Source organism: Mesorhizobium sp. (assembly GCF_965229135.1).
Classification (GTDB): domain Bacteria; phylum Pseudomonadota; class Alphaproteobacteria; order Rhizobiales; family Rhizobiaceae; genus Mesorhizobium.
Map to the genome: position 1 here is coordinate 5,072,977 of NZ_OZ245860.1, position 18,279 is coordinate 5,091,255.

General features: G+C 63.4%; 17 protein-coding genes. 8 read left to right on the forward strand and 9 right to left on the reverse strand.

Annotated features, from left to right (window positions below; translation table 11 throughout):
• Positions 1–505: 505 nt before the first annotated feature.
• From ACO07C_RS24230 to ACO07C_RS24240, 3 genes are all read left to right on the forward strand, one after another.
• The gene (locus ACO07C_RS24230) at positions 506–1,375 is read left to right on the forward strand and encodes a protein-L-isoaspartate O-methyltransferase family protein (protein WP_421916695.1); all 870 of its coding nucleotides are present in this window, start codon (positions 506–508) and stop codon (positions 1,373–1,375) included.
• A gap of 38 nt (positions 1,376–1,413) precedes the next feature.
• The gene (locus ACO07C_RS24235) at positions 1,414–4,122 is read left to right on the forward strand and encodes a hypothetical protein (RefSeq protein WP_421916696.1); all 2,709 of its coding nucleotides are present in this window, start codon (positions 1,414–1,416) and stop codon (positions 4,120–4,122) included.
• A 74-nt stretch (positions 4,123–4,196) separates the two neighbouring features.
• A complete protein-coding gene (locus tag ACO07C_RS24240; protein WP_421916697.1) occupies positions 4,197–5,057 on the forward strand; it encodes a hypothetical protein in 861 nt (286 codons plus the stop codon).
• A gap of 12 nt (positions 5,058–5,069) precedes the next feature.
• Here the strand turns inward: ACO07C_RS24240 and ACO07C_RS24245 are convergent, their stop codons facing one another.
• A complete protein-coding gene (locus tag ACO07C_RS24245; RefSeq protein ID WP_421916698.1) occupies positions 5,070–5,999 on the reverse strand; it encodes a LysR substrate-binding domain-containing protein in 930 nt (309 codons plus the stop codon).
• A 103-nt stretch (positions 6,000–6,102) separates the two neighbouring features.
• On the opposite strand from ACO07C_RS24245, the gene ACO07C_RS24250 reads away from it, so the two are divergent.
• Both ACO07C_RS24250 and ACO07C_RS24255 read left to right on the forward strand, forming a co-directional pair.
• Complete coding sequence (locus ACO07C_RS24250) at positions 6,103–7,296, forward strand: TauD/TfdA family dioxygenase (RefSeq protein WP_421916699.1); 1,194 nt, start codon at positions 6,103–6,105, stop codon at positions 7,294–7,296.
• A 97-nt stretch (positions 7,297–7,393) separates the two neighbouring features.
• Entirely contained in the window at positions 7,394–8,443 is a 1,050-nt protein-coding gene (locus ACO07C_RS24255; RefSeq protein ID WP_421916700.1) for a CapA family protein, read from the forward strand.
• Between the two features lie 52 nt (positions 8,444–8,495).
• On the opposite strand, the gene ACO07C_RS24260 is transcribed toward ACO07C_RS24255, so the two are convergent.
• On the reverse strand, positions 8,496–8,990 hold the full coding sequence (locus ACO07C_RS24260) for a YegJ family protein (RefSeq protein ID WP_421916701.1): 495 nt from the start codon (positions 8,988–8,990) through the stop codon (positions 8,496–8,498).
• 452 nt (positions 8,991–9,442) lie between these two features.
• On the opposite strand from ACO07C_RS24260, the gene ACO07C_RS24265 reads away from it, so the two are divergent.
• Positions 9,443–9,685: a DUF1344 domain-containing protein gene (locus ACO07C_RS24265; protein WP_352610459.1), complete on the forward strand. Its 243-nt coding sequence runs from the start codon at positions 9,443–9,445 to the stop codon at positions 9,683–9,685.
• Between the two features lie 212 nt (positions 9,686–9,897).
• Positions 9,898–10,515: a hypothetical protein gene (locus ACO07C_RS24270; protein WP_421916702.1), complete on the forward strand. Its 618-nt coding sequence runs from the start codon at positions 9,898–9,900 to the stop codon at positions 10,513–10,515.
• An 84-nt stretch (positions 10,516–10,599) separates the two neighbouring features.
• Here the strand turns inward: ACO07C_RS24270 and ACO07C_RS24275 are convergent, their stop codons facing one another.
• Both ACO07C_RS24275 and ACO07C_RS24280 read right to left on the reverse strand, forming a co-directional pair.
• Positions 10,600–11,121, reverse strand: coding sequence for a hypothetical protein (locus ACO07C_RS24275; protein WP_421916703.1), 522 nt, complete (start codon positions 11,119–11,121; stop codon positions 10,600–10,602).
• A 162-nt stretch (positions 11,122–11,283) separates the two neighbouring features.
• Positions 11,284–11,535, reverse strand: a complete 252-nt coding sequence (locus tag ACO07C_RS24280) for a hypothetical protein (RefSeq protein WP_421916704.1) — start codon at positions 11,533–11,535, stop codon at positions 11,284–11,286.
• 203 nt (positions 11,536–11,738) lie between these two features.
• On the opposite strand from ACO07C_RS24280, the gene ACO07C_RS24285 reads away from it, so the two are divergent.
• A complete protein-coding gene (locus tag ACO07C_RS24285) occupies positions 11,739–12,677 on the forward strand; it encodes a diacylglycerol/lipid kinase family protein (RefSeq protein WP_421917593.1) in 939 nt (312 codons plus the stop codon).
• Positions 12,678–12,697: 20 nt separating this feature from the next.
• Here the strand turns inward: ACO07C_RS24285 and ACO07C_RS24290 are convergent, their stop codons facing one another.
• From ACO07C_RS24290 to ACO07C_RS24310, 5 genes are all read right to left on the reverse strand, one after another.
• On the reverse strand, positions 12,698–13,678 hold the full coding sequence (locus ACO07C_RS24290; protein ID WP_421916705.1) for an ankyrin repeat domain-containing protein: 981 nt from the start codon (positions 13,676–13,678) through the stop codon (positions 12,698–12,700).
• Positions 13,679–13,773: 95 nt separating this feature from the next.
• Positions 13,774–14,241 (reverse strand): DUF6790 family protein, encoded by a 468-nt coding sequence (locus ACO07C_RS24295; RefSeq protein ID WP_421916706.1) that lies wholly within the window; start codon positions 14,239–14,241, stop codon positions 13,774–13,776.
• Positions 14,242–14,399: 158 nt separating this feature from the next.
• Positions 14,400–15,317, reverse strand: a complete 918-nt coding sequence (locus ACO07C_RS24300) for an NAD(P)-dependent oxidoreductase (RefSeq protein WP_421916707.1) — start codon at positions 15,315–15,317, stop codon at positions 14,400–14,402.
• The gene (locus tag ACO07C_RS24305; RefSeq protein WP_421916708.1) at positions 15,314–16,525 is read right to left on the reverse strand and encodes a mandelate racemase/muconate lactonizing enzyme family protein; all 1,212 of its coding nucleotides are present in this window, start codon (positions 16,523–16,525) and stop codon (positions 15,314–15,316) included. Before ACO07C_RS24305 ends, ACO07C_RS24300 begins: the two co-directional genes overlap by 4 nt.
• Positions 16,522–18,138 carry a GMC family oxidoreductase gene (locus ACO07C_RS24310; RefSeq protein WP_421916709.1) on the reverse strand — a complete coding sequence of 539 codons (1,617 nt, stop codon included), beginning with the start codon at positions 18,136–18,138 and terminating at the stop codon, positions 16,522–16,524. The genes ACO07C_RS24305 and ACO07C_RS24310 overlap by 4 nt, the downstream gene beginning before the upstream one ends.
• Positions 18,139–18,279: the final 141 nt, after the last annotated feature.

Below are 18,279 nucleotides of genomic sequence, written 5' to 3' on the forward strand. Positions count from 1 at the left end.
GTCCGCGCCTGTCGTTGGTTGCCGATTGCCTCAAAATATGGACAAAGTTGGTTAACCAATCCCTCTCTTCTATTATGTCGCACCCCGATTGGACGCGAAAAGGATGCCGCATCACGTTTTCGATCCACGCATGGCCCGCCGAAAGTTGTTTTTGGCGTCAATGCGGCGGGCGTCTCCTTCTCGCCGAGAAGGCACGTCCAGAATCGTCAAAATGGTGTTTCACCCGTTTCGAACTTGGCTTGCTGCCTGTTTTTCCGACCCAAGTCAAGCAATCGAGGCCTTCGAAAGCCCAGATTGCGGCAGCTGCCCGCAATTCTGTCGCTCGATGTTGTGCTGGTGCATCAGTCATTGCTCACATATTACTGTGGCATGCTTGCAACGATTTCTTTGGGCTCACGGCCTTGGCGGTGTGGCTACTGAGCGGCCATTGACTCGTTTTGGGTGCCGGTGCATCGGATCAATCAAGGGATTTTTGGCGGCTTAGGTTATTCCCGGGGGACTATTGATGAAGCGTCGAGACTTTTTGACGCTGTCGGCGGGCGCGGCGGCGTTTTCCATTCTTCCTGGCATCGCAAGGGCGAATGTGCCGGTTCCGTTCGATCGCAATGCCGATGTGCCGATGGGCGACAAGAAGGCGTTCATCGACTGGATGGTGGCCAATCGCGGCGAGGATCCGAAATACCTGGCCGCGCGCTTCGACCGTTTCCAGATCATGGTCTACAACAAGGACGTGCTGGACGACCGCAACAAGCGCGCCTTCCTGTTCACGCCGCGCGAGGAATTCGTGCTGCCGCAGAATCTGGCCCGCGCCTACGACCATGCCTTTCTCGATATCGGCTATGGCGTGACCATTTCCGGCCCGCACCTGGTCGGCCGCATGACGACGGCCATCGACGTGAAGTTCGGCGAATCCGTGCTGGAGATCGGCACCGGCTCGGGCTACCAGTCGGCCTATCTGTCCAACCTGACCGACAAGGTTCACACGATCGAGATCATCGACCCGCTGGCGGCCCGCACCCGCGGCATCTATGACGGGCTGGTCGGGCGCGGCTACAGCGAGCTCAGCGCCATCGCCAGCAAGAGCGCCGACGGCTACTACGGCTGGGAGGGCGTCGGCGATTTCGACAAGATCATCGTCACCTGCGGCATCGACCATATTCCGCCATCGCTCCTGCAGCAGCTGAAGCCCGATGGCGTCATGGTCATTCCGGTCGGGCCGCCCGGCGCGCAGCATGTGCTCAAGGTGGTCAAGCAGAAGCTGCCGGACGGCACTTTCAACATCGTCCGCTCCGACATCTACAATGGCAAGGTGGTGCCCTTCGTGCCCTTCACCAAGCTGGAAGGCGACCAGATCGTCGGTACGCATAACGGCTGAGTTGCCTGTCCGCATCGTCAGCGCATAACGGGGCTAGCATGGCAGCCGTCGCGTCGAACTCCCGCATCAGCATCCCGTCGCTGGAAACGCCTCGGCTGGCGCATTTCCTGGCGATCGGGCTGATTGCCGGCGCCATCATCGCGCTGCAGATCGCCGTCATGCGTGTCTTCGCCGTCGGCAGCTGGTCGCATTTCGGCTCGCTGGTGGTCAGCCTCGCCATGCTCGGCTTCTCTTTGTCCAGCGTCGTCATCTTCGCCGGCAAGGACTGGTTCGACCGGCACTGGCAGGGCGCCGCCACCTCCGCCCTGCTGCTGATCGGCCCGCTCGCGGTTGGCTCCAACCTCGTCGCCCAGACCGTGCCGTTCAACGCCATCTTCCTGGTCTCGGATCCCGCGCAGAAATGGCGCCTGCTGGCCAATTTCCTGCTCTATCTGCTGCCGTTCCTGGCCGGCGCGTTCTTCCTCGGCATCGTCTTCCTGAAGAGCCGCACCGCCTTCGGCCGAGTCTATTTCGCCGATCTCACCGGTTCCGGATTGGCCGGCCTCGTCGTGCTGGTCTCGATGTATGTGTTCGCGCCGGAAACCATCATCGTCGTGCCGTTGCTGCTGTGGGCCATTGGCTCGATCCTATGGTTCACAGCCTTTGGCGCCTGGAGGAGCGTGGTGGCCGGCGCGGTCGTGGCGGCGCTGTCGATCGCCGGCTATCTCGCGCTGCCCGGCCTGCTCGGCATACCCGACATCGCCGTGTCGCAGTACAAGGGCGTCGCCTATGCCCGCAACTTTCCGGATGGCAAGCGCATCTACCGCAGCATCTCGCCCTTCGGCGACCTGCAGGTCTACGCCAGCTCCTACATGCATTTCGCGCCCGGCCTGAGCGACAACGCCGCCTTCGGCATGCCGGAAGTTCCCGCCAACACCTATGTCGGCATGTATCGCGACGGCGACGGGCCGGAAGGCATCATGCGCAATCTGGCGGCGGCCGAGCAGGTCTATTTCCGCTACCTGCCGATGCACTATCCCTATGTCATCAAGAGCAATTCCAAGACATTCGTGGTTCAGTTCGGCGGCGGCATATCCACGCAGACGGCGCTCAATGCCGGTTCGACCTCGGTCACCGTCGCCGAGAGCAATCCGATGGTGCTCAAGGCATTCCACGATACGGCCCTTAAAGACGTCACCGGTGATATCCTGGCCGATCCGCGCGTCAAGGTCATCGACTATGACGGGCGCCTCTTCCTCGCCAACACCGCCGAGCGCTACGACGTCGTCGATCTCAGCCTCGCCGACAGTGTCGGCCTGTCCAATCCCGGCGGCTTCGCGATCTCGGAAAAATACGCCTACACGCACGAGGCGATGCTGAGCTATTTCAGGGCGTTGGCCGATGGCGGCGTATTGTCGGTGACCTTGTGGAACAAGGAAGAGCCGCCGAAATCGGTGCTCAAGCTCTATACGACCATCGCCCAAGCGGCCAAGGCGTTCGATCCCGCGGGCGCCCAGAACGACATCTTCGCCGTGTCGAGCTATCTCTCGACGACGACAGTGCTGTTCAAGCGAGGCGGCTTCAGCGCCGACGAGATCACCAGGCTGCGCGACTACACCAGGTCGATGTCTTGGGAGGAGCTCTATTATCCAGGCATGGCTTTCGATGGTTCGAAAAGCCGGCAGTTGCTCGACGACTACCGCGCGTCGATCTTCGGCAGCGGACAAGATGCGACGCTGAGCGGGCCCGCCGCCAATGCGACGGCGCCGGCAGATCCGACCGGGCCCCCGGCAAATGCGGACTGCGATCCCACGGCGCCGGCCGATCCGACACTGGATAGCTGCGCCAATGCCACCGCGGCGCCTGCAACCGACGTGCTGCCGGCGACGGCCCTGGCGCGGCTGGCCTGGCATTCGCTGCTTATCGGCGGTTGGGAGAAGGTCGCCGATGATTATGTCTTCGACACGCGTTCGCTAAGCAACGACCAGCCTTATTTCGCCGCCTATGTGAAGACCGCCGACCTGGCGAAGACGCTCGACCGGCTCGACCTGTTCCAGGACGACTGGGGCTATCTGCTGCTGTGGGCGACGCTCGGCATCGCCTGCATCACCGCGGCATCGCTGGTGCTGCTGCCGATGATCTTCGGCTGGCGGATCGTGTTTTCGCGCTCGCGCGGCAAGCTTGGCACCATCCTGTATTTCGCTTGCCTGGGGGTCGGCTACATCATGGTCGAGGTGGGCCTGATCAGCCGGTTCACCGTGGCGCTCGCCAATCCGACCGTGTCGGCCTCGGTGCTGATTTCGTCGATGCTGGTGTTTTCCGGCCTCGGCAGCCTGTTTGCCGAGCGCATCTTCGACCGCGCCAACGTATTGCTGCCGGCGGTGCTGGCGTCGATCGGGGTTCTGCTGCTCGTCTATGGCCTGTATCTGTCGCCGGTGCTCGACTGGATCGGCTCCTATCCCTATTCCATGCGCCTGCTGTTCTGCTTCCTGCTGGTGTCGCCGCCGGCCTTCCTGATGGGCATGCCCATGGCCACCGCCATGACCTGGCTGGCGCGGCTCGAGAAGGAGCACCTGTTCGTCTGGGCCTGGGGCATCAATGGCTGCTTCTCGGTCATCGGCTCGGCCGCGGTGCCGATCGTCGCCACCAGCTTCGGCCTCGGCGCCGTGCTGCAATGGGCGGCAATCGCCTATGTCATCGCCATACCCGCCTTCTTCGCCGTGCTCAGGCCGCCCAAGACGCAGCCGGCCCGGCTCGTGGCCGCCTGATGCCAAGCCGGCGCGCCATCGTCGGCGGCCTGCTGGCCACCGTGGCGTTTCCCCAGAGAAGCCAGGGAGCGCGAATGCGCAAGGCCATTTCGGCCATCGTGCCGTTCAGGAGTTCGCCTTTCCCGTACACGGGCAAATTACCGGACGGCTCTGGCCCGTTTCTCGACGTGACGCGCAATGGCCGGCGCGGCCACACCTCGCCGCGCGGCGGCATCTATTGGGAAGACGAGACCTATGGCGACAGGAGCACGCTGCTGGCGGTGCCAAGGGGATTCGACCCCGCCAAGCCGGCGGTGATCGTGGTGTTCTTCCATGGCAATGGCGCGACCCTGCAGCGCGACGTCGTCGAGCGCCAGCGTGTGTTCGCGCAGGTCGAGGCATCCGGCCTCAACGCCGTGCTGGTGGCGCCGCAATTCGCCGTCAACGCGCTGGATTCCAGCGCCGGCAATTTCTGGACGCCGGGCGCGTTCACGAGTTTCCTGGAGGAGGCAGGGCAAGGGCTCGCGAAGCTCACCGGCGCCAAGGCTTCACGGTTCGACGCCATGCCGATCGTGCTGGCAGCCTATAGCGGCGGCTACAACCCGGCCGCCGCGGTGCTGAAGAATGGCGACGCCGGCGTCCGCCTGCGCGGCGTCATCCTGCTCGACGCCGTCTTCGACGAGGCCGATGTCTTCGCCGGCTGGATCGCCGGCAACGCAACCAGCCGCTTCTTCGTCAGCGCCTATGGCGACTCCTCGGCCCCGGGCAATGCCGCGATTGTCAGGCTGCTCGGCAGCCACGGCGTGCGGGTCAGCTCGGACCCGCCGCCTCGGCTCGATGCCGGAACCATCGCGTTCATTGCCTCGCACGCCGCTCACGACACCTTCGTCACCCGCGCCTTCGTCGCCAATCCGCTGCAATGGCTGCTGGCGCGCATGCACGGATTTCCTCGCTGAACCTATGCTGGTTCACCGCGGCAGGGCGCCATCGATGGCGATGTCCGCGATCTCAGCCAACTGGGCGGCTACCGTGGCCGCGAGGCGCGCCTTCGGGCCGCGCATGGGCCAGACCAGCCTGCGCCGGATCGTCAGCGCGGGAACGTCGCGGCCGATCTCTACGAGATGGCCGGGCTCCAGGTGGCGCTTGAGGACCAGTTCGCTGGCCAGCAATGCGCCCATGCCTGCGATGGCCGCCTGCGCCGCCACGATGGTCAGTCCGAAACGCGCCCCCTGGTCGATGCCTTTCGGCTGCCGGCCGGCGGCCGCGAACCAGTCGCGCCAAGCCGGGTAGACGTCGTCGCCCATGGTCGGGTCAATATGCAGCAGCGGCATCCTGTCGAGCATATCAGCCGAATCCGGGCGGGCGCGGGCTGGGATCAGCGATGGGGCGCAGGCCGGAATCACCCGTTCGGTGAACAGGTCGACCGAGGCGATGTCCTGCGCGGTGCTCCTGCGGTAGCTGATGGCGAGGTCGACGCCTTCCTCCAGCATCGCGTCCAGGGCAACCGAGGCGACGATGCGGACATCGAGCTTCGCCAGTGCCGCGCGCACCCGGTCCAGGCGCGGTGCAAGCCACAGCGAGGCGAAGGATGGGTCGGCCGATATGGTGAAGGTCTCGGCCCGCCGCTCGAAGCGCAGCCGACGCAGGCCCGACGACAACGCGTCGAAGCCACGGTCGATGTCGGGCAGTGCGGCTTCGGCGGCGCGGGTCAGAACGATGCCGTTGCCGGCGCGCCGAACCAGCTTGATGCTCAGCCTGTCCTCCAACTGCCTGATCTGATGGCCAATGGCGCCCGGCGTCACGCCGAGTTCCTCGGCCGCGCGCGTCAGGCTGCCGGTTCGCGCCGCCGCCGCGAGCGCCCGCAGGGCCGACAAAGGAAGGTCTCTCAGTGTCATCATGGATTGAGTTTATCTCAAAGCCTGGCGAATGGAACTCGTTTGATTGCCAGGCAATCCAGCCATAGCTTCCTTGAAGCAAAATCAATCGTAAGGAGAGGCGACCGTGCTGGATACACCGAGGCAATCAACCGCGACTGGTGGGCTCGTCCGCGCCATCCGCAACGAGGGAGACCGTATCGCTGTCGATCTCGACAATGGCGGGACCGGCCGGCTTTCCACCCGTTGGCTGCGCCTGGCCTGCGAATGCGAGGTGTGCGGCGACACCGCATCTGGCAAGAGATGGCTGACACCGGCCGATGTGCCGGTCGGGGTTCGGGCCGCCGCGCTCGACGTTTCGGGCGGCGAGGTGAGCGTCGTCTGGGATGACGGCCATGTCTCGCGCTATGGCTTGGATTTCCTGGCGAGCCATGCCGGCGGTTGGGGCCCGGTGCGGTTTCGGCCGCAACTGTGGAGCAGCGATCTCAGCGGAAAACTCGGCCGGTTCGCCTTCGACGCGGTGGTCGAGGACAACGAGGCGCTGTTCGGCTCGCTGCGCGCGCTGCGCGACCATGGCATCGCCATGCTGACCGGGGTGCCCGCCGAGACCGAAGCGACGGCACGCGTCGCCGGGCGCTACGGGCCGATCCGCGAGACCAGCTACGGCAAGGTCTTCGATCTGATTTCGCGGCCGGATGCGAGGGTGGCCGGAGAGACGGCGCGGGCGCAGATCCCGCACACGGACGAGCCTTTCCGCTATTCGCCGCCGGGTTTTATCTTCTTTCACGCCATCCGCACAGGAGCCGGCTCGGGCGGCACATCGTTGATGGTCGACGGGTTTCATGTCGCCGAACTGATGCGGACGAACACGCCGGAGCTGTTCGACCTGCTGACGCGGCAAGGCGTGACCTTCCATCGCGAACATGGGGGCGAGGTGTTCTTCAGCGCCGAAGCGCATGTCATCAGCCTCGACGCCGCCGGTGCTGTCACCGGCATCCGATACAATGACCGCTGCCTTGCGCCGCAATGGGCGTCCGAAGACCGGATCGACGGGCTGATCGAGGCGCTGGCCGAACTGACGCGGCTGATTCGCGATCCGCAAAACCAGTTCCAGCACCAGCTGCAGCCGGGTGAGGTGCTGCTGTTCGACAACCAGCGCGTCCTGCATGGCCGCAGCGCCTTCGATCCGACGCTGGCCGTGCGGCATCTCAGAAGCTGCAACATCGACCGCGACGGCGTACACAGCGCGTTCCGCACGCTGGCGCGGCGCTTTGCGCCGCAAGAGGCGGAGGCGGTGCTTTATCAGGGGTCGATTTTCTAGGAAGCGGAACGCACGCGATTCCAGTGCCCGATAGTTGACGGATACGCTTCAACCCGTCAGCCGGACGGTCTACAGAAGGCAAACATCTGGGCATCGCGTGTCGAACTATCCGCTCTCCTACAAGCTTTCTTGGTTGCCACGCTTCCTGAAGCCGTCGCTTCGCGGCGACGTCGGCGGTTTCGCGCCGATCGCCGCGACCCTGATCGATCCGCTGCCGGCGCGCACGGTTCGCCTTGCCTTTGTCGGCGATATCTCCGCCATCGCCAATTCCAGCGCGCCGCGGTGCGATTCAGCAATCGCGGCATTGCTCGGTTCCGCCGACCTTGTCGTCGGCAATTGCGAGAGCCCGATCGTCGAGCGGCCGAGCGCCGTTCTGGGGACATGGCTCGGTACACATCACGCGATGACCGAGCGGTTTCTTGGCGAGGCACTGGCGGCGGTCGGCATTTCCAACGAGAAGCTGGTGTTGTCGCTGGCCAACAACCATGTGCTCGACCAAGGCGTTGCCGGTTTCGACGAGACCATCGCCGCGCTCAAAAGAATGGGTATCCGCACCATCGGTACAACCGAGGACGGCCCGGTCGCAGGGCTGGCTGTCGGCCCGCTCGGCATCGGGCTTGCCGCCTTCACGCTGTGGCGCAATGCCGATGCGGACCTGTTCGCGGGCCGCGTCTCGATGGATAGCGATGCGGCAAACTGGGCTCGCGAGGCCGGCGCCGCCGATCTCCTTTGCGCCGTACCCCACTGGGGCTGGGAGTTCCGGCATTTCCCGCGTGCCGAGACGCGGGCATTGGCAAGGCGGCTGGCCGGGCAGGGCGTCGGGCTGATCGCCGGCCACCACGCGCATGTCGTCCAGCCAGTCGAGCGGATCGGCGGCACGCTCGTCGCCTATGGGCTCGGCGACTTCCTCGGCACCGCCTTCGCCACGCAGCCCTGGCCCGGCCGCATCGGCGGCATCTTCGTCGTCGATGTCAGCGCGGATGCGGGAACGAAGGGCTCGATCGCCTCCTATAGGTTGCATCCTTTCGTGCGGCTACGCGCCGGGGATCATGAAAAGCTGGTGGAGTTGACGAGGCTGGAGGGCGGGATGCGCGGCAAGGTCGATGGCCGGCTGAATGCGCTGTTTCCTTCCCCGGCGGCGCTATAGGCATCACGCCGCGCGACGCGAGGGATGAGGCGGCTTGGCGGGAAGAGATCCGTCAGCAGTCGAAGCCGTAATTCTCAAGCATGCTGTCCGCCTCTTCTTTCGGCATTCGTTTGAGCATCACGCAAACAGTGAAGCTGCCGACCTGCCGGCCGTTACGCTTGTATCCCCAATCCGAAATATCTTCCCGCGTGAATTCTATATTCTGGCCGAGGACGACGTTTCGCACTTCCGCGGGCTGGTTCGACAGAATGCCGACGAACCCGGTTTCGGTGCGACGGAACGGTACGACCCAGAAGTGCTCGGTGATGTTGCCGTCCCGCACCTTGACCTTCAGCTTGAACCTTTCGGCGCCGGCTGGTGGTGCCTCGGACAAGGCCAGGAACTCATCCAGGCTGGCGAGCGCCCGCGCGGTCGCCGCCGCCATCTCGGGGTCGCCTGGAGTAAAGACCATCGTCTTGTCGTCACCCGGATCCGTGGCTTGTGCACCAGCCAACCCCGGAGCGAACACCAGAATCACGGATAGCACGGCGCGGATTGCAAGCTTCATGGAATGGCGGCCCCCCGACCTCTCTTCGTCATGGCTGGCATTATCGTGTAGCAGTCTTGCATTTGCAACCATAGCGTGAATCTTATCTGTAGTGACATCGCTGATTTCGCCTCATCCATGAAACAAAATGTGTCTCGGCGACTATTCCGCGGCCTGTTCCGTGATGTCGCCAGGCGCGCATTGCGGCGAGCATATGATCGCCACACACTCGCACGGGCAGACCGGGTAACAGACTCTTTTCATAGGGAAAGCGTTGTCACAAACCGCCCTTCGGTCGCAAGGGTTGGCTGCCTCGCGGCTAATGTGTCAGAATTAAGCCTCTGATTCTGTTTGTGAAAAGTCACTCAACGTGATTTGCGCAGGCAAGGGTATCCGTACCAGTTTGAGGTCGTCCGGCGCTGCCGTTCCCAAGACGGCCGTCCGGAAAACCGAAACAGCACGGAGTGCTAAAGATGAAGAAGACCCTCGCAACCACCGCCGCTTTGCTCGCCTTTCTTGGCACCGCCTATGCAGCGACCGTTCAGGGCACCATCCAGGCGGTCGACCCGACCACCAAGTCGATCACGCTCGACGACGGCAAGATCTACCAGCTGTCACCGGAGGCCGCGATCGGGAAGCTCAAGGTCGGCGCCAAGGTCGCGGTGACCGTCGACGACAAGACAGGCATTGTGACGTCGATCAAAAAGGCTTCTTAGGCGCAACCTCCTGATCCTATTTTCCATACCCTGTTCCAACCTTGGCCGGTCCCCCGTGGGCCGGCCATTTTGCTGGCGCTGTCCGAAGGGCCGCGGACGTTACCCACCGCCAACGGCAACGTGACCCCACGGAACGGTTTTCCTCGACGTTCTATCGTGCCATCAAGGCGCTGAGCGGGCTGGCGTGGAACCTGACAGGAGACTTCATGCGGATGAGAAAAGCAGTGGCAACACTGGCTTTCATCGCGCTTTGCGCATCGGCCCGGGCGGAGGATTTGAAGGCCTTCAAGCTGACGATAGACGGCGTTGCCGTCGATATCGATGCCGGCGAAAGTGTCGATATCACTCTGCCGGACGGCAAGCAGGCCAAGGCAACGCTGGAGCGCAACGCCTTCGCCACCTTTTCCGGCGGCAGCTTCTCCTTCGTCCATCCCAGCAACATCTCGGTCACCAAGACCGACCTCGGCGACAACATCAAACAGTACCTGATGGCATCGGCGCTTGGCACGATCGTGCTGGTACAGGAATATTCGGCGATGAACCCGGTGTCGCTGAACCAGTTGATGCTGCAGGAAATGACCAAGGAATCCGTGCAGGCGGGCGCGGCGCTGACGCAGGAGCCGACGACGCGCAAGCTTGCCGACGGCAAGGAACTGACCGGCATTCACGCTACGGTGAAGACGCGTACGGAGAGTGCCGATTACGAGGTGCTGAGCTATGGCGGCGACGACCAGGGCATCATCATGGTCACCCGCATCGACCACAAGAACGACAGCAGCGAAGCGCCGCTGCTCGACAAATTCTGGGAAAGCCTCAAGGTCAAGCTTTAGAAGCTCAAGCTTTAGGCTGGGGCGCCGGCGGTCGATTTCGTCGGCACTTGGCTGCTTGAAAGCGAGCGCGATCGATCAAGGGGTCTACAGTCCTCTCGGCATCAGGCCGGCCAGCCAGTTCACGGAGCGTTTCGCGGCGTCGGCGGTTGCCGATGCCGCCCGGCCGAGATCGGTCTTGACCACGGCGTAGCCGTTCTTCGTGCGATAGAGCACCCCGGTGCCGCCATCCACCACCTGCTCATAGGCAACAGGCCGGGCGGCGGCCGCCTCCATGGCTGTCGTCGGGGAGCCGACAGGGACGTTCGGCCGGTGGCTCAGTTCGGGCGGCAATGGCGTTTCGGGTTCAACGGCCCGGTTGACAGACTTCAGTTCGGGGCCGGACGCGGTCGCCGCCAGTTGCGAAGATGACGACGAACCCTTGGTGCGGCAGATGCCGGACACCAGCGGATAGTTGAAATTGTGCTGACGCAGGATCTGGCTTTTCATCGCGGCTTCGCAATCGGCGACGGTCGCCCATTTGGCGGGCGTCTCGCCGATATATTCGCAAAGCTTGGCGTCGCAGTCGCAGCCGACGATGGTCATGGCGACAAGGGCGGTCTTGATCACGGTCTTGTCCCTTCAATTCCCCCAGCTCACCCATCGCCGGGGAACAAGGCGGGATTGGGATGCGATTGTGGAATGAACGTGGCGAGCCAAGCCAAAGGCCGCTTTGGCATCGGAGGTGATAGAAAAGCATCAGTAGTCGTAGACACGTTCCGCCCGCCATCATCAGCGCCGGCAGCACACCCGATGCAATCGGCGCACGGTAACGTGAGGCCGGTTCGGCGAGTGCTGCGTTGAGCGAGCAGAACCGTTGATAACGATGCCAGTGAAGGCATGCAGCAGGTCGTCATACCGTTGCAGCGAAAACAGGCCGAACAGATTGCCGTTGGCGTCGTTGAAGGCAGGCACGTAGCCGATGGCGACCAGGCCGAAGAACAGCAAGGCGTAGGCCATCGCAAGCTTCTGGATCAATGTCACGAAGTATTGCCTTCACCTGACGTCGAACATTAGCCGATGGCGGAGGCCGTTGCAGCCCTGGGTAGTTAAAAGAGCGTGAGGTGACAAAGACAGCCGGCGAAACCAGGGACTGCGCGTTTCGCCCCTTGCTCCGCTTGCAGGCGCGGGTTTCAATGCCGGCAAAGGATCGGGCACTGCATGCCCGGCGCTGGGGAGGATGCGTTTTGAAGGTCGGGGTGGTGCTCAATCCGATTGCCGGCGGCGGCAGGCTGAAACGGCATTGGCCGGAGGTCGCCGCTTCGCTGAAAAGGCATTTTGGCGATGTCGAGTTGCGCGAGACGCAAGCCGAGGGCGACGCCGAGCGGCTGGCAATCGATCTCGCCGTGAGTGGCTTTGACCTGGTGATCGCGGCGGGCGGCGACGGCACGGCCAGCGAAGTGGCCGACGGCCTGCTGCAGGCGGCGCGGGAGACCGGCCGCACCACCGAACTCGGCCTCTTGCCTTGCGGCACCGGCATCGATTTCGCGCGCGGGCTTGGGCTGCCGAAAGAGGTGGATGCGACGCTGAAGCGGTTGGCCGAGGCCGAGGGACGCAAGGTCGACGCCGGGCGCGTCTGCTATGTCGACGACCATGGCGCGCTGGCCAGCCGCCACTTCATCAACATCGCCAGCCTGGGCCTGTCCGGCGCCACGGATCGCGCCGTCAATGCCGACAAGCGCAAGGGCAGGGTGTCGGCCAAGGCGCTGTTCTTCTGGCGCACGGTGGTCGAATTCATCCGCTACCGGTTCCAGGATGTACGGATCACCATCGACGACGGCACGCCGGTCGAGGCGCGCATGGCGCTGGTGGCGGTGGCCAACGGAAAGTTCTTCGGCGGCGGCATGATGATCGCGCCCGATGCCGAACTGACAGACGGCCAGTTCGACATCGTCATCCTGCGCGCGGCGGGCAAGCTGAAGCTGATCTGGGACATCCGCCTGCTCTATGGCGGGCGGCACCGCAACCATCCGGCGATCACCATATTGCGTGGCAGGAAAGTGGTGGTGGAACCGCTCGGCGACTTGGAGAAGAATGGGGCAATGGTCGACATAGACGGCGAGTCGCCGGGGCGCATACCCGCGACCTTCGACATCCTGCCCGGCGCGCTGACGCTGAGATATTGAACCGGCGTTGCGAGGTAGATTTACTTTTCGGATTTGTCTTTGAGCAAATCCACAACTCGCCGATCGGCCTTCGTCTTGATTGCTATGTCTACAGGCTTTTCCCCATCGGCATCAGCAATGCTGGCGTCCGCCCCCTTCTCAAAAAGCCACTTTACGTACGCAAATTGCTGATCGCCCAGGGCTCGTCCGGGGCGATTGTAAGCAGCGTGGGAAAGCAGTGTTTTTCCGTTTTCCAACTTGTTGACGTTCAATCCGTGATCGAGCAGCAACTGCGTGATCCCAATGTCCCGGCTATATCCGGCACCCCATACAGGCCCGTGTGTCTGCTTGTCGTCGAACTCCAAACTGGCGCCCTGCGTCAACGCCTGCCTTACCCCCTCCAGATTGCCCCAGAAAGCATAGACGCCGAGCATGGCTCTGGCGTTGGACCACTCGGGGGCAATTCCGCGGGCCTTGGCAAGCTTCAATCTGTCATAGTTCACCACCGCTTCCTGATACCGCAGGGAGTTTTTCAGCCCGGCCATGTAGGTGATTTTCTTCTTGTGCCTCGGCGAGAACTGCTCATAGCCGTAAACGCCTCTGGCGCCGCAACTCATTGCCCGGCACTGGCCCGTCGGGTCGGCCAAAGTCACGCTCGTCGACGTCGGGACGACATGCAGAATGCAGCCATTTCCATAGGTCGTATCATAGTAGGTAAGACGTCCCTGATCCCGTTCCGCTATTCCGGAAATCGAACAAGAATGACCATTGGAAAATTGCAGCGACGCTCGGAAATACATGGAATCCACATCGTAAGGAACCAATTCCAGGACGTCGGTAACGTCGTGACTTTCGGTCTTCCCGCTGTGGAAAAAGACGGTCTTGGAATTATACCAGTACATCCCCTCCAGTTTGCTCAAATCTTTCGGAAGGACTGATGAAGCCGCGTGCCTTTCCGCAGCCGCGGCCACGTTGTCAAATCCACACAAGATCAGAAATACCGGCAGGATCAGCTTCTTCATATCTGTTTCCAATACGAAGGTTATGAAAACGGGTGGTCACTTCAAGACCCGGCGCGCTGACGCCGAGATATTTAAGTGGTCGCGCCGATGGCCGTTCAAGCCGGCCTGAAGGCTGTCGCGGCGAGGTAGACCGCCAGCACCACGAAGATGAACAGGTCCGAGATCATGGCGATGTTCTCATTGCTGTTGCGATGGCCACTGCGCAGATGCAGGGCGCCCGCCAGGCCATAGAACAGGCAACCGACGATCGCCGCCGGCACAACCCATTCGGGGTTCAGCAGCGACAGGCCGCCCAGGACGCCGATGGCGACATTGGCGAAGCCAAGCTCGCGGACAATGATATGCGCTGCCTTGTCCTTGATGCCGAAGATCGTATCGGCGGTGAAGGCGGGATTGGCCATCTGCCTGACACCTGCAAGCAGAAGCCGCATGCCGACCGCCCAGAAGACGAACCACTTACCGATAAGGAACACCAGGCCGGCGTCACCGTGGCGCGCGGATTCGACCAGGATCGAAATGATGGGAAAGACTCCCATCAAGAGCACGACGACCGCCAGATACATGGAACCGCCCTCCAAGTCCTCCCGACTTCAGCGCCATGCGATTATTGGAGCGGAGCCGACCTTCTGAATCAAGAGGCTGCGAGATTGATTCAGCTTGTTTCGACCTGGAATCCGAAGTCTCGCTCAACGGACTGAAACCGTTCGATATTTTCGGAGGCTCAAATTTCCAGTTTCGCCGGAAAGCCGGGGGCGCGAAGGTCGGTGCCGACGGCATCCTCGAGCAATTTGACGATCTGGGTCGACCACGCGCCGCCGCCATATTCCTGCTTGCCCTGCTCGAAAATCGCGTTGACGCGCGATGCCAGGTCGAGCGGCACGCCGAAATCCCTGCCCATGCCCAATGCGAAGCCGAGATCCTTCAGCGCCAGGTCCATCGTGAAGCCAATGTCGTAGGAGCCGTTGAGCACCAGCTGGCTTTCGGTCTCGTGCACGAAGCTGTTGCCGGAGGAGGCAACGATCGCGTGATAGGACTGGGCGAGGTCGAGCCCGCCCTGTTTGGCCAGCATCAGCGCCTCGCCGGCGGCGACGAGATGGATGAAGGCCAGCATGTTGGTGATGACCTTGATCACCGCCGCCGACCCGATCGGCCCCATCAGGAACGATTTCGCGCACATCGCCTCGACGGCGGCGCGGTGGCGTGCGTAAAGTTCGGCATCGCCGCCGACCAGCGCGGTGATCTTGCCCACCGCCGCCAGATGCACGCCGCCGGTGACCGGGCATTCCAAGGTCTCGACGCCTTTGACCGCGGCGAGGCCCGCGAGGCGCACGATCTCGTCGCGGCCATTGGTCGACATCTCGATCCATGTGCCGCCCTTGGACAGGCCTTCGAGCAAGCCGCCGGGGCCGGCCAGAACCGCTTCGCTGACCTTGGGCGAGGGTAGGCAGGTGATGGCATTGCCGGCGCGGGCGGCCGCTTCGGCGGGGCTGTTCGCGGCGGTGGCGCCGAGCGCCACGAGGCGTTCGACGGCGGCAGGGTCGCGGTCGAAGACCGTGACGGCAAAACCGTTGCGGATCAGGCTGGCGGCCAGGTTGCCGCCAAGATGGCCAAGGCCGATGAAGGCGTAGCTCTCGCTCACGGCATCAACGGCGTTTGCATCATCTGCAGGTGCAGATCCTTGCCGGTGTAGGGGTGCGCGTCGCAGACCGCCTCGTTGAGCTCGACGCCGAGCCCCGGCTCCTTCGACGGGATGACATTGCCGTCCTGCCACTCGATCTTCTTTTTCAGAAGCGTCGCGTGGAAACCGTCCCACTGCTTGAGCGATTCCAGGATGAGGAAGTTGGGTAGCGTCACCGCCAGCTGGATGTTGGCCGCGCCGACGATCGGACCGCAATAGCAATGCGGCGCGATCTGGATGTGGTAGGCCTCGGCCATCGCGGCGATCTTCTTGGTCTCGAGTATGCCACCGGAGCGGCCGAGGTCCGGCTGCAGGATGGTCGCGGCGCGGTTCTCGATGACGCGGGCGAACTCGAACTTGGTGGTCAGCCGCTCGCCGGTGGCAATCGGTATCGACGTGCCGCGAGCCACCTGTGCCATCACTTCAGGCATGTCCGGTGGCACCGGCTCCTCGAACCACAAGGGGTCATAGGGTTCGATGGCACGCGCCATGCGCAGCGCACCGGACGCGGTGAACTGGCCGTGCGTGCCAAACAGGATGTCGGCGCGGTTGCCGACGGCTTCGCGGATCGCCTTGACCATGCGGGCGGAGAGATCGATGTCGACAAGGCGGGGCTGGTGGCCGTCGAAGGCGGTGTAGGGACCAGCCGGATCGAGCTTGACCGCATTGAAGCCCTGCTCGACGTATTCGAGCGCGCAGGCGGCGGCGAGGTCGGGATCGTTGTAGACGTTCTTGCCGTGCACATCCTCGGTGTGGACGCTGCCGGTATGCGGGTAGAGGTAGGTATAGGAGCGCAGCGTCTCGTGCACCTGGCCGCCGAGCAGCTTGTAGACCGGCTTGTTGGCCTCCTTGCCGATAATGTCCCAGCAGGCCATTTCGAGCGCCGAGAAACAGCCCATGCCGGTCACGTCCGGCCGCTGGGTGAAACCGGAAGAATAGGCGCGGCGGAAGAAGGTCTCGATGTCGTGCGGGTCGTGGCCGACGAGATAGCGCTCGGCCATGTCCTCGACGAGCTTTGCCGTGACGTGAGCCGAGAAGGTGGCGTTGTAGGCCTCGCCATAGCCGACGACACCGCTATCGGTGGTCAGCTTGACGAAGATGAAATACTTGCCGCCGATGCCGGGCGGCGGGTTGCCGACAACCCAGGTCTTGACGTCGGTGATCTTCATTTTTGGTCCTCCAGAACCAGTTCGGCGCCCTTCCATCCGGTCATGACCGAGGCGGCGTTGGTATTGCCGGTGATGTTGTCGGGAAAGATCGAGGCGTCGATGACGCGCAGGCCCTCGAGGCCGTGCATCTTCAGGCGCGGATCGACGACAGAGCGCACCGGATCCGGGCCCATGCGGCAGGTCGAGACCGGGTGGTAGACGGTGCCGGAGCGCTTCCTGAAATCCTGAATCAGATCGGCGTCGGAAGTGATTGACGGGCCTGGCAAAACCTCTTCCGCGATGATCTCGGCCATGGCCGGCATCGCGGCGATCTTGCGCACGAACTTAACCGCCGCCAGCATCTCTTCGACATCGGCGTTGGTGGAATAGGCGTTGGCGACGATCCTGGGATAATCCAGCGGGTCCTTGGAGCGGATCATGATCTCGCCACGGCTCGACGGGCGGCAGTTGGACAGGCCGATGGAGAAACCCGGCCACGGATCGGGCGTCAGGATCGGGCGCTCGCCGCTCTTGGGGATGACCGTCGAGAAGGCCTGGAAATAGAGCTGCATGTTGGGGCGCGACAATGCCGGGTCGGTGCGGAAGAAGCCGCCGGCATGGTTCATCGACAGCGACAGCGGGCCCGAACGCGTCAGGATGTACCGCATGCCGACCAGCAGCTTGCCCCACCAGGGGCGCAGGATCTGGTTGAGCGTCGGCACGCGGCCCTTGAAGGTGTAGTTGATGCCGACATGGTCCTGCAGATGCGCGCCGACATTCTCGTTGGCGTGGACGAGCGGAATGCCCAATCCCTTGAGCAGCGCCGCGGGCCCGACGCCGGACAGTTGCAGCAACTGCGGCGAATTGATCGAACCGGCGGAAAGGATGACCTCGCGGCCGGCGCGGGCGGTCTTCGCCTGACCGTCCTGCAGATATTCGATGCCGACCGCGCGCTTGCCCTCGAACAGGATTTTCGTCGCCAGCGCATTCGTTTCGACGCGCACATTGCCGCGCTTCATCGCCGGGCGCAGGAAGGCGCGGGCGGCCGACATTCGGCGGCCATTCCGGGTCGAGATCTGGTAGACGCCGACCCCTTCCTGGGCGGCGCCGTTGAAGTCGGGATTGAACGGCAGGCCTGCCTGCTGGCCAGCGGCGAGATAGCGTTTGGTCAGCGGGTGGACAGCGTTGGATGTGTCCGTGATGTGGAGCGGACCACCGGTGCCGCGCCATGCATTGGCCCCGGCCTCATTGTCCTCGAGCGCCTTGAAGGCGGGCAGGAGGTCGTCGTAACCCCAGCCTGGGTTGCCGGCCGCGCGCCAGTCGTCGAAATCCTCGCGCGCGCCCCTGATCCAGACCATGGCGTTGATCGAACTCGAACCGCCCAGCAGCTTGCCGCGTGGCCAGTGGTCGACATTGCCGCCAAGGCCGGGGTCAGCCTCGGCCTTGTAGTTCCAGTTGACCGCCGGGTCGAAGAAGGTCTTGCCGTAGCCGAGCGGCATCTGCACGTAGAAGCGCCGGTCGGTGCCGCCGGCTTCGAGCACCAGCACTGAAAAGCGGCCCGATGCCGACAGCTTGTCGGCAAGCACCGAGCCGGCCGAGCCGGAGCCCACGATGATAAAATCATAAGTCTGCATGATGGGTACGGGCGGCTCCGGAATTCGGGGTGCAGCCTAGACGCGACGAGGTTCCGAAGTCGCCGGGCGTTCCGGCATTGGTTGTGAAAAAAGCGACCGGAATGTCGGCTCTCGTGTCCCATCGGTGACGGCTGTCGATCC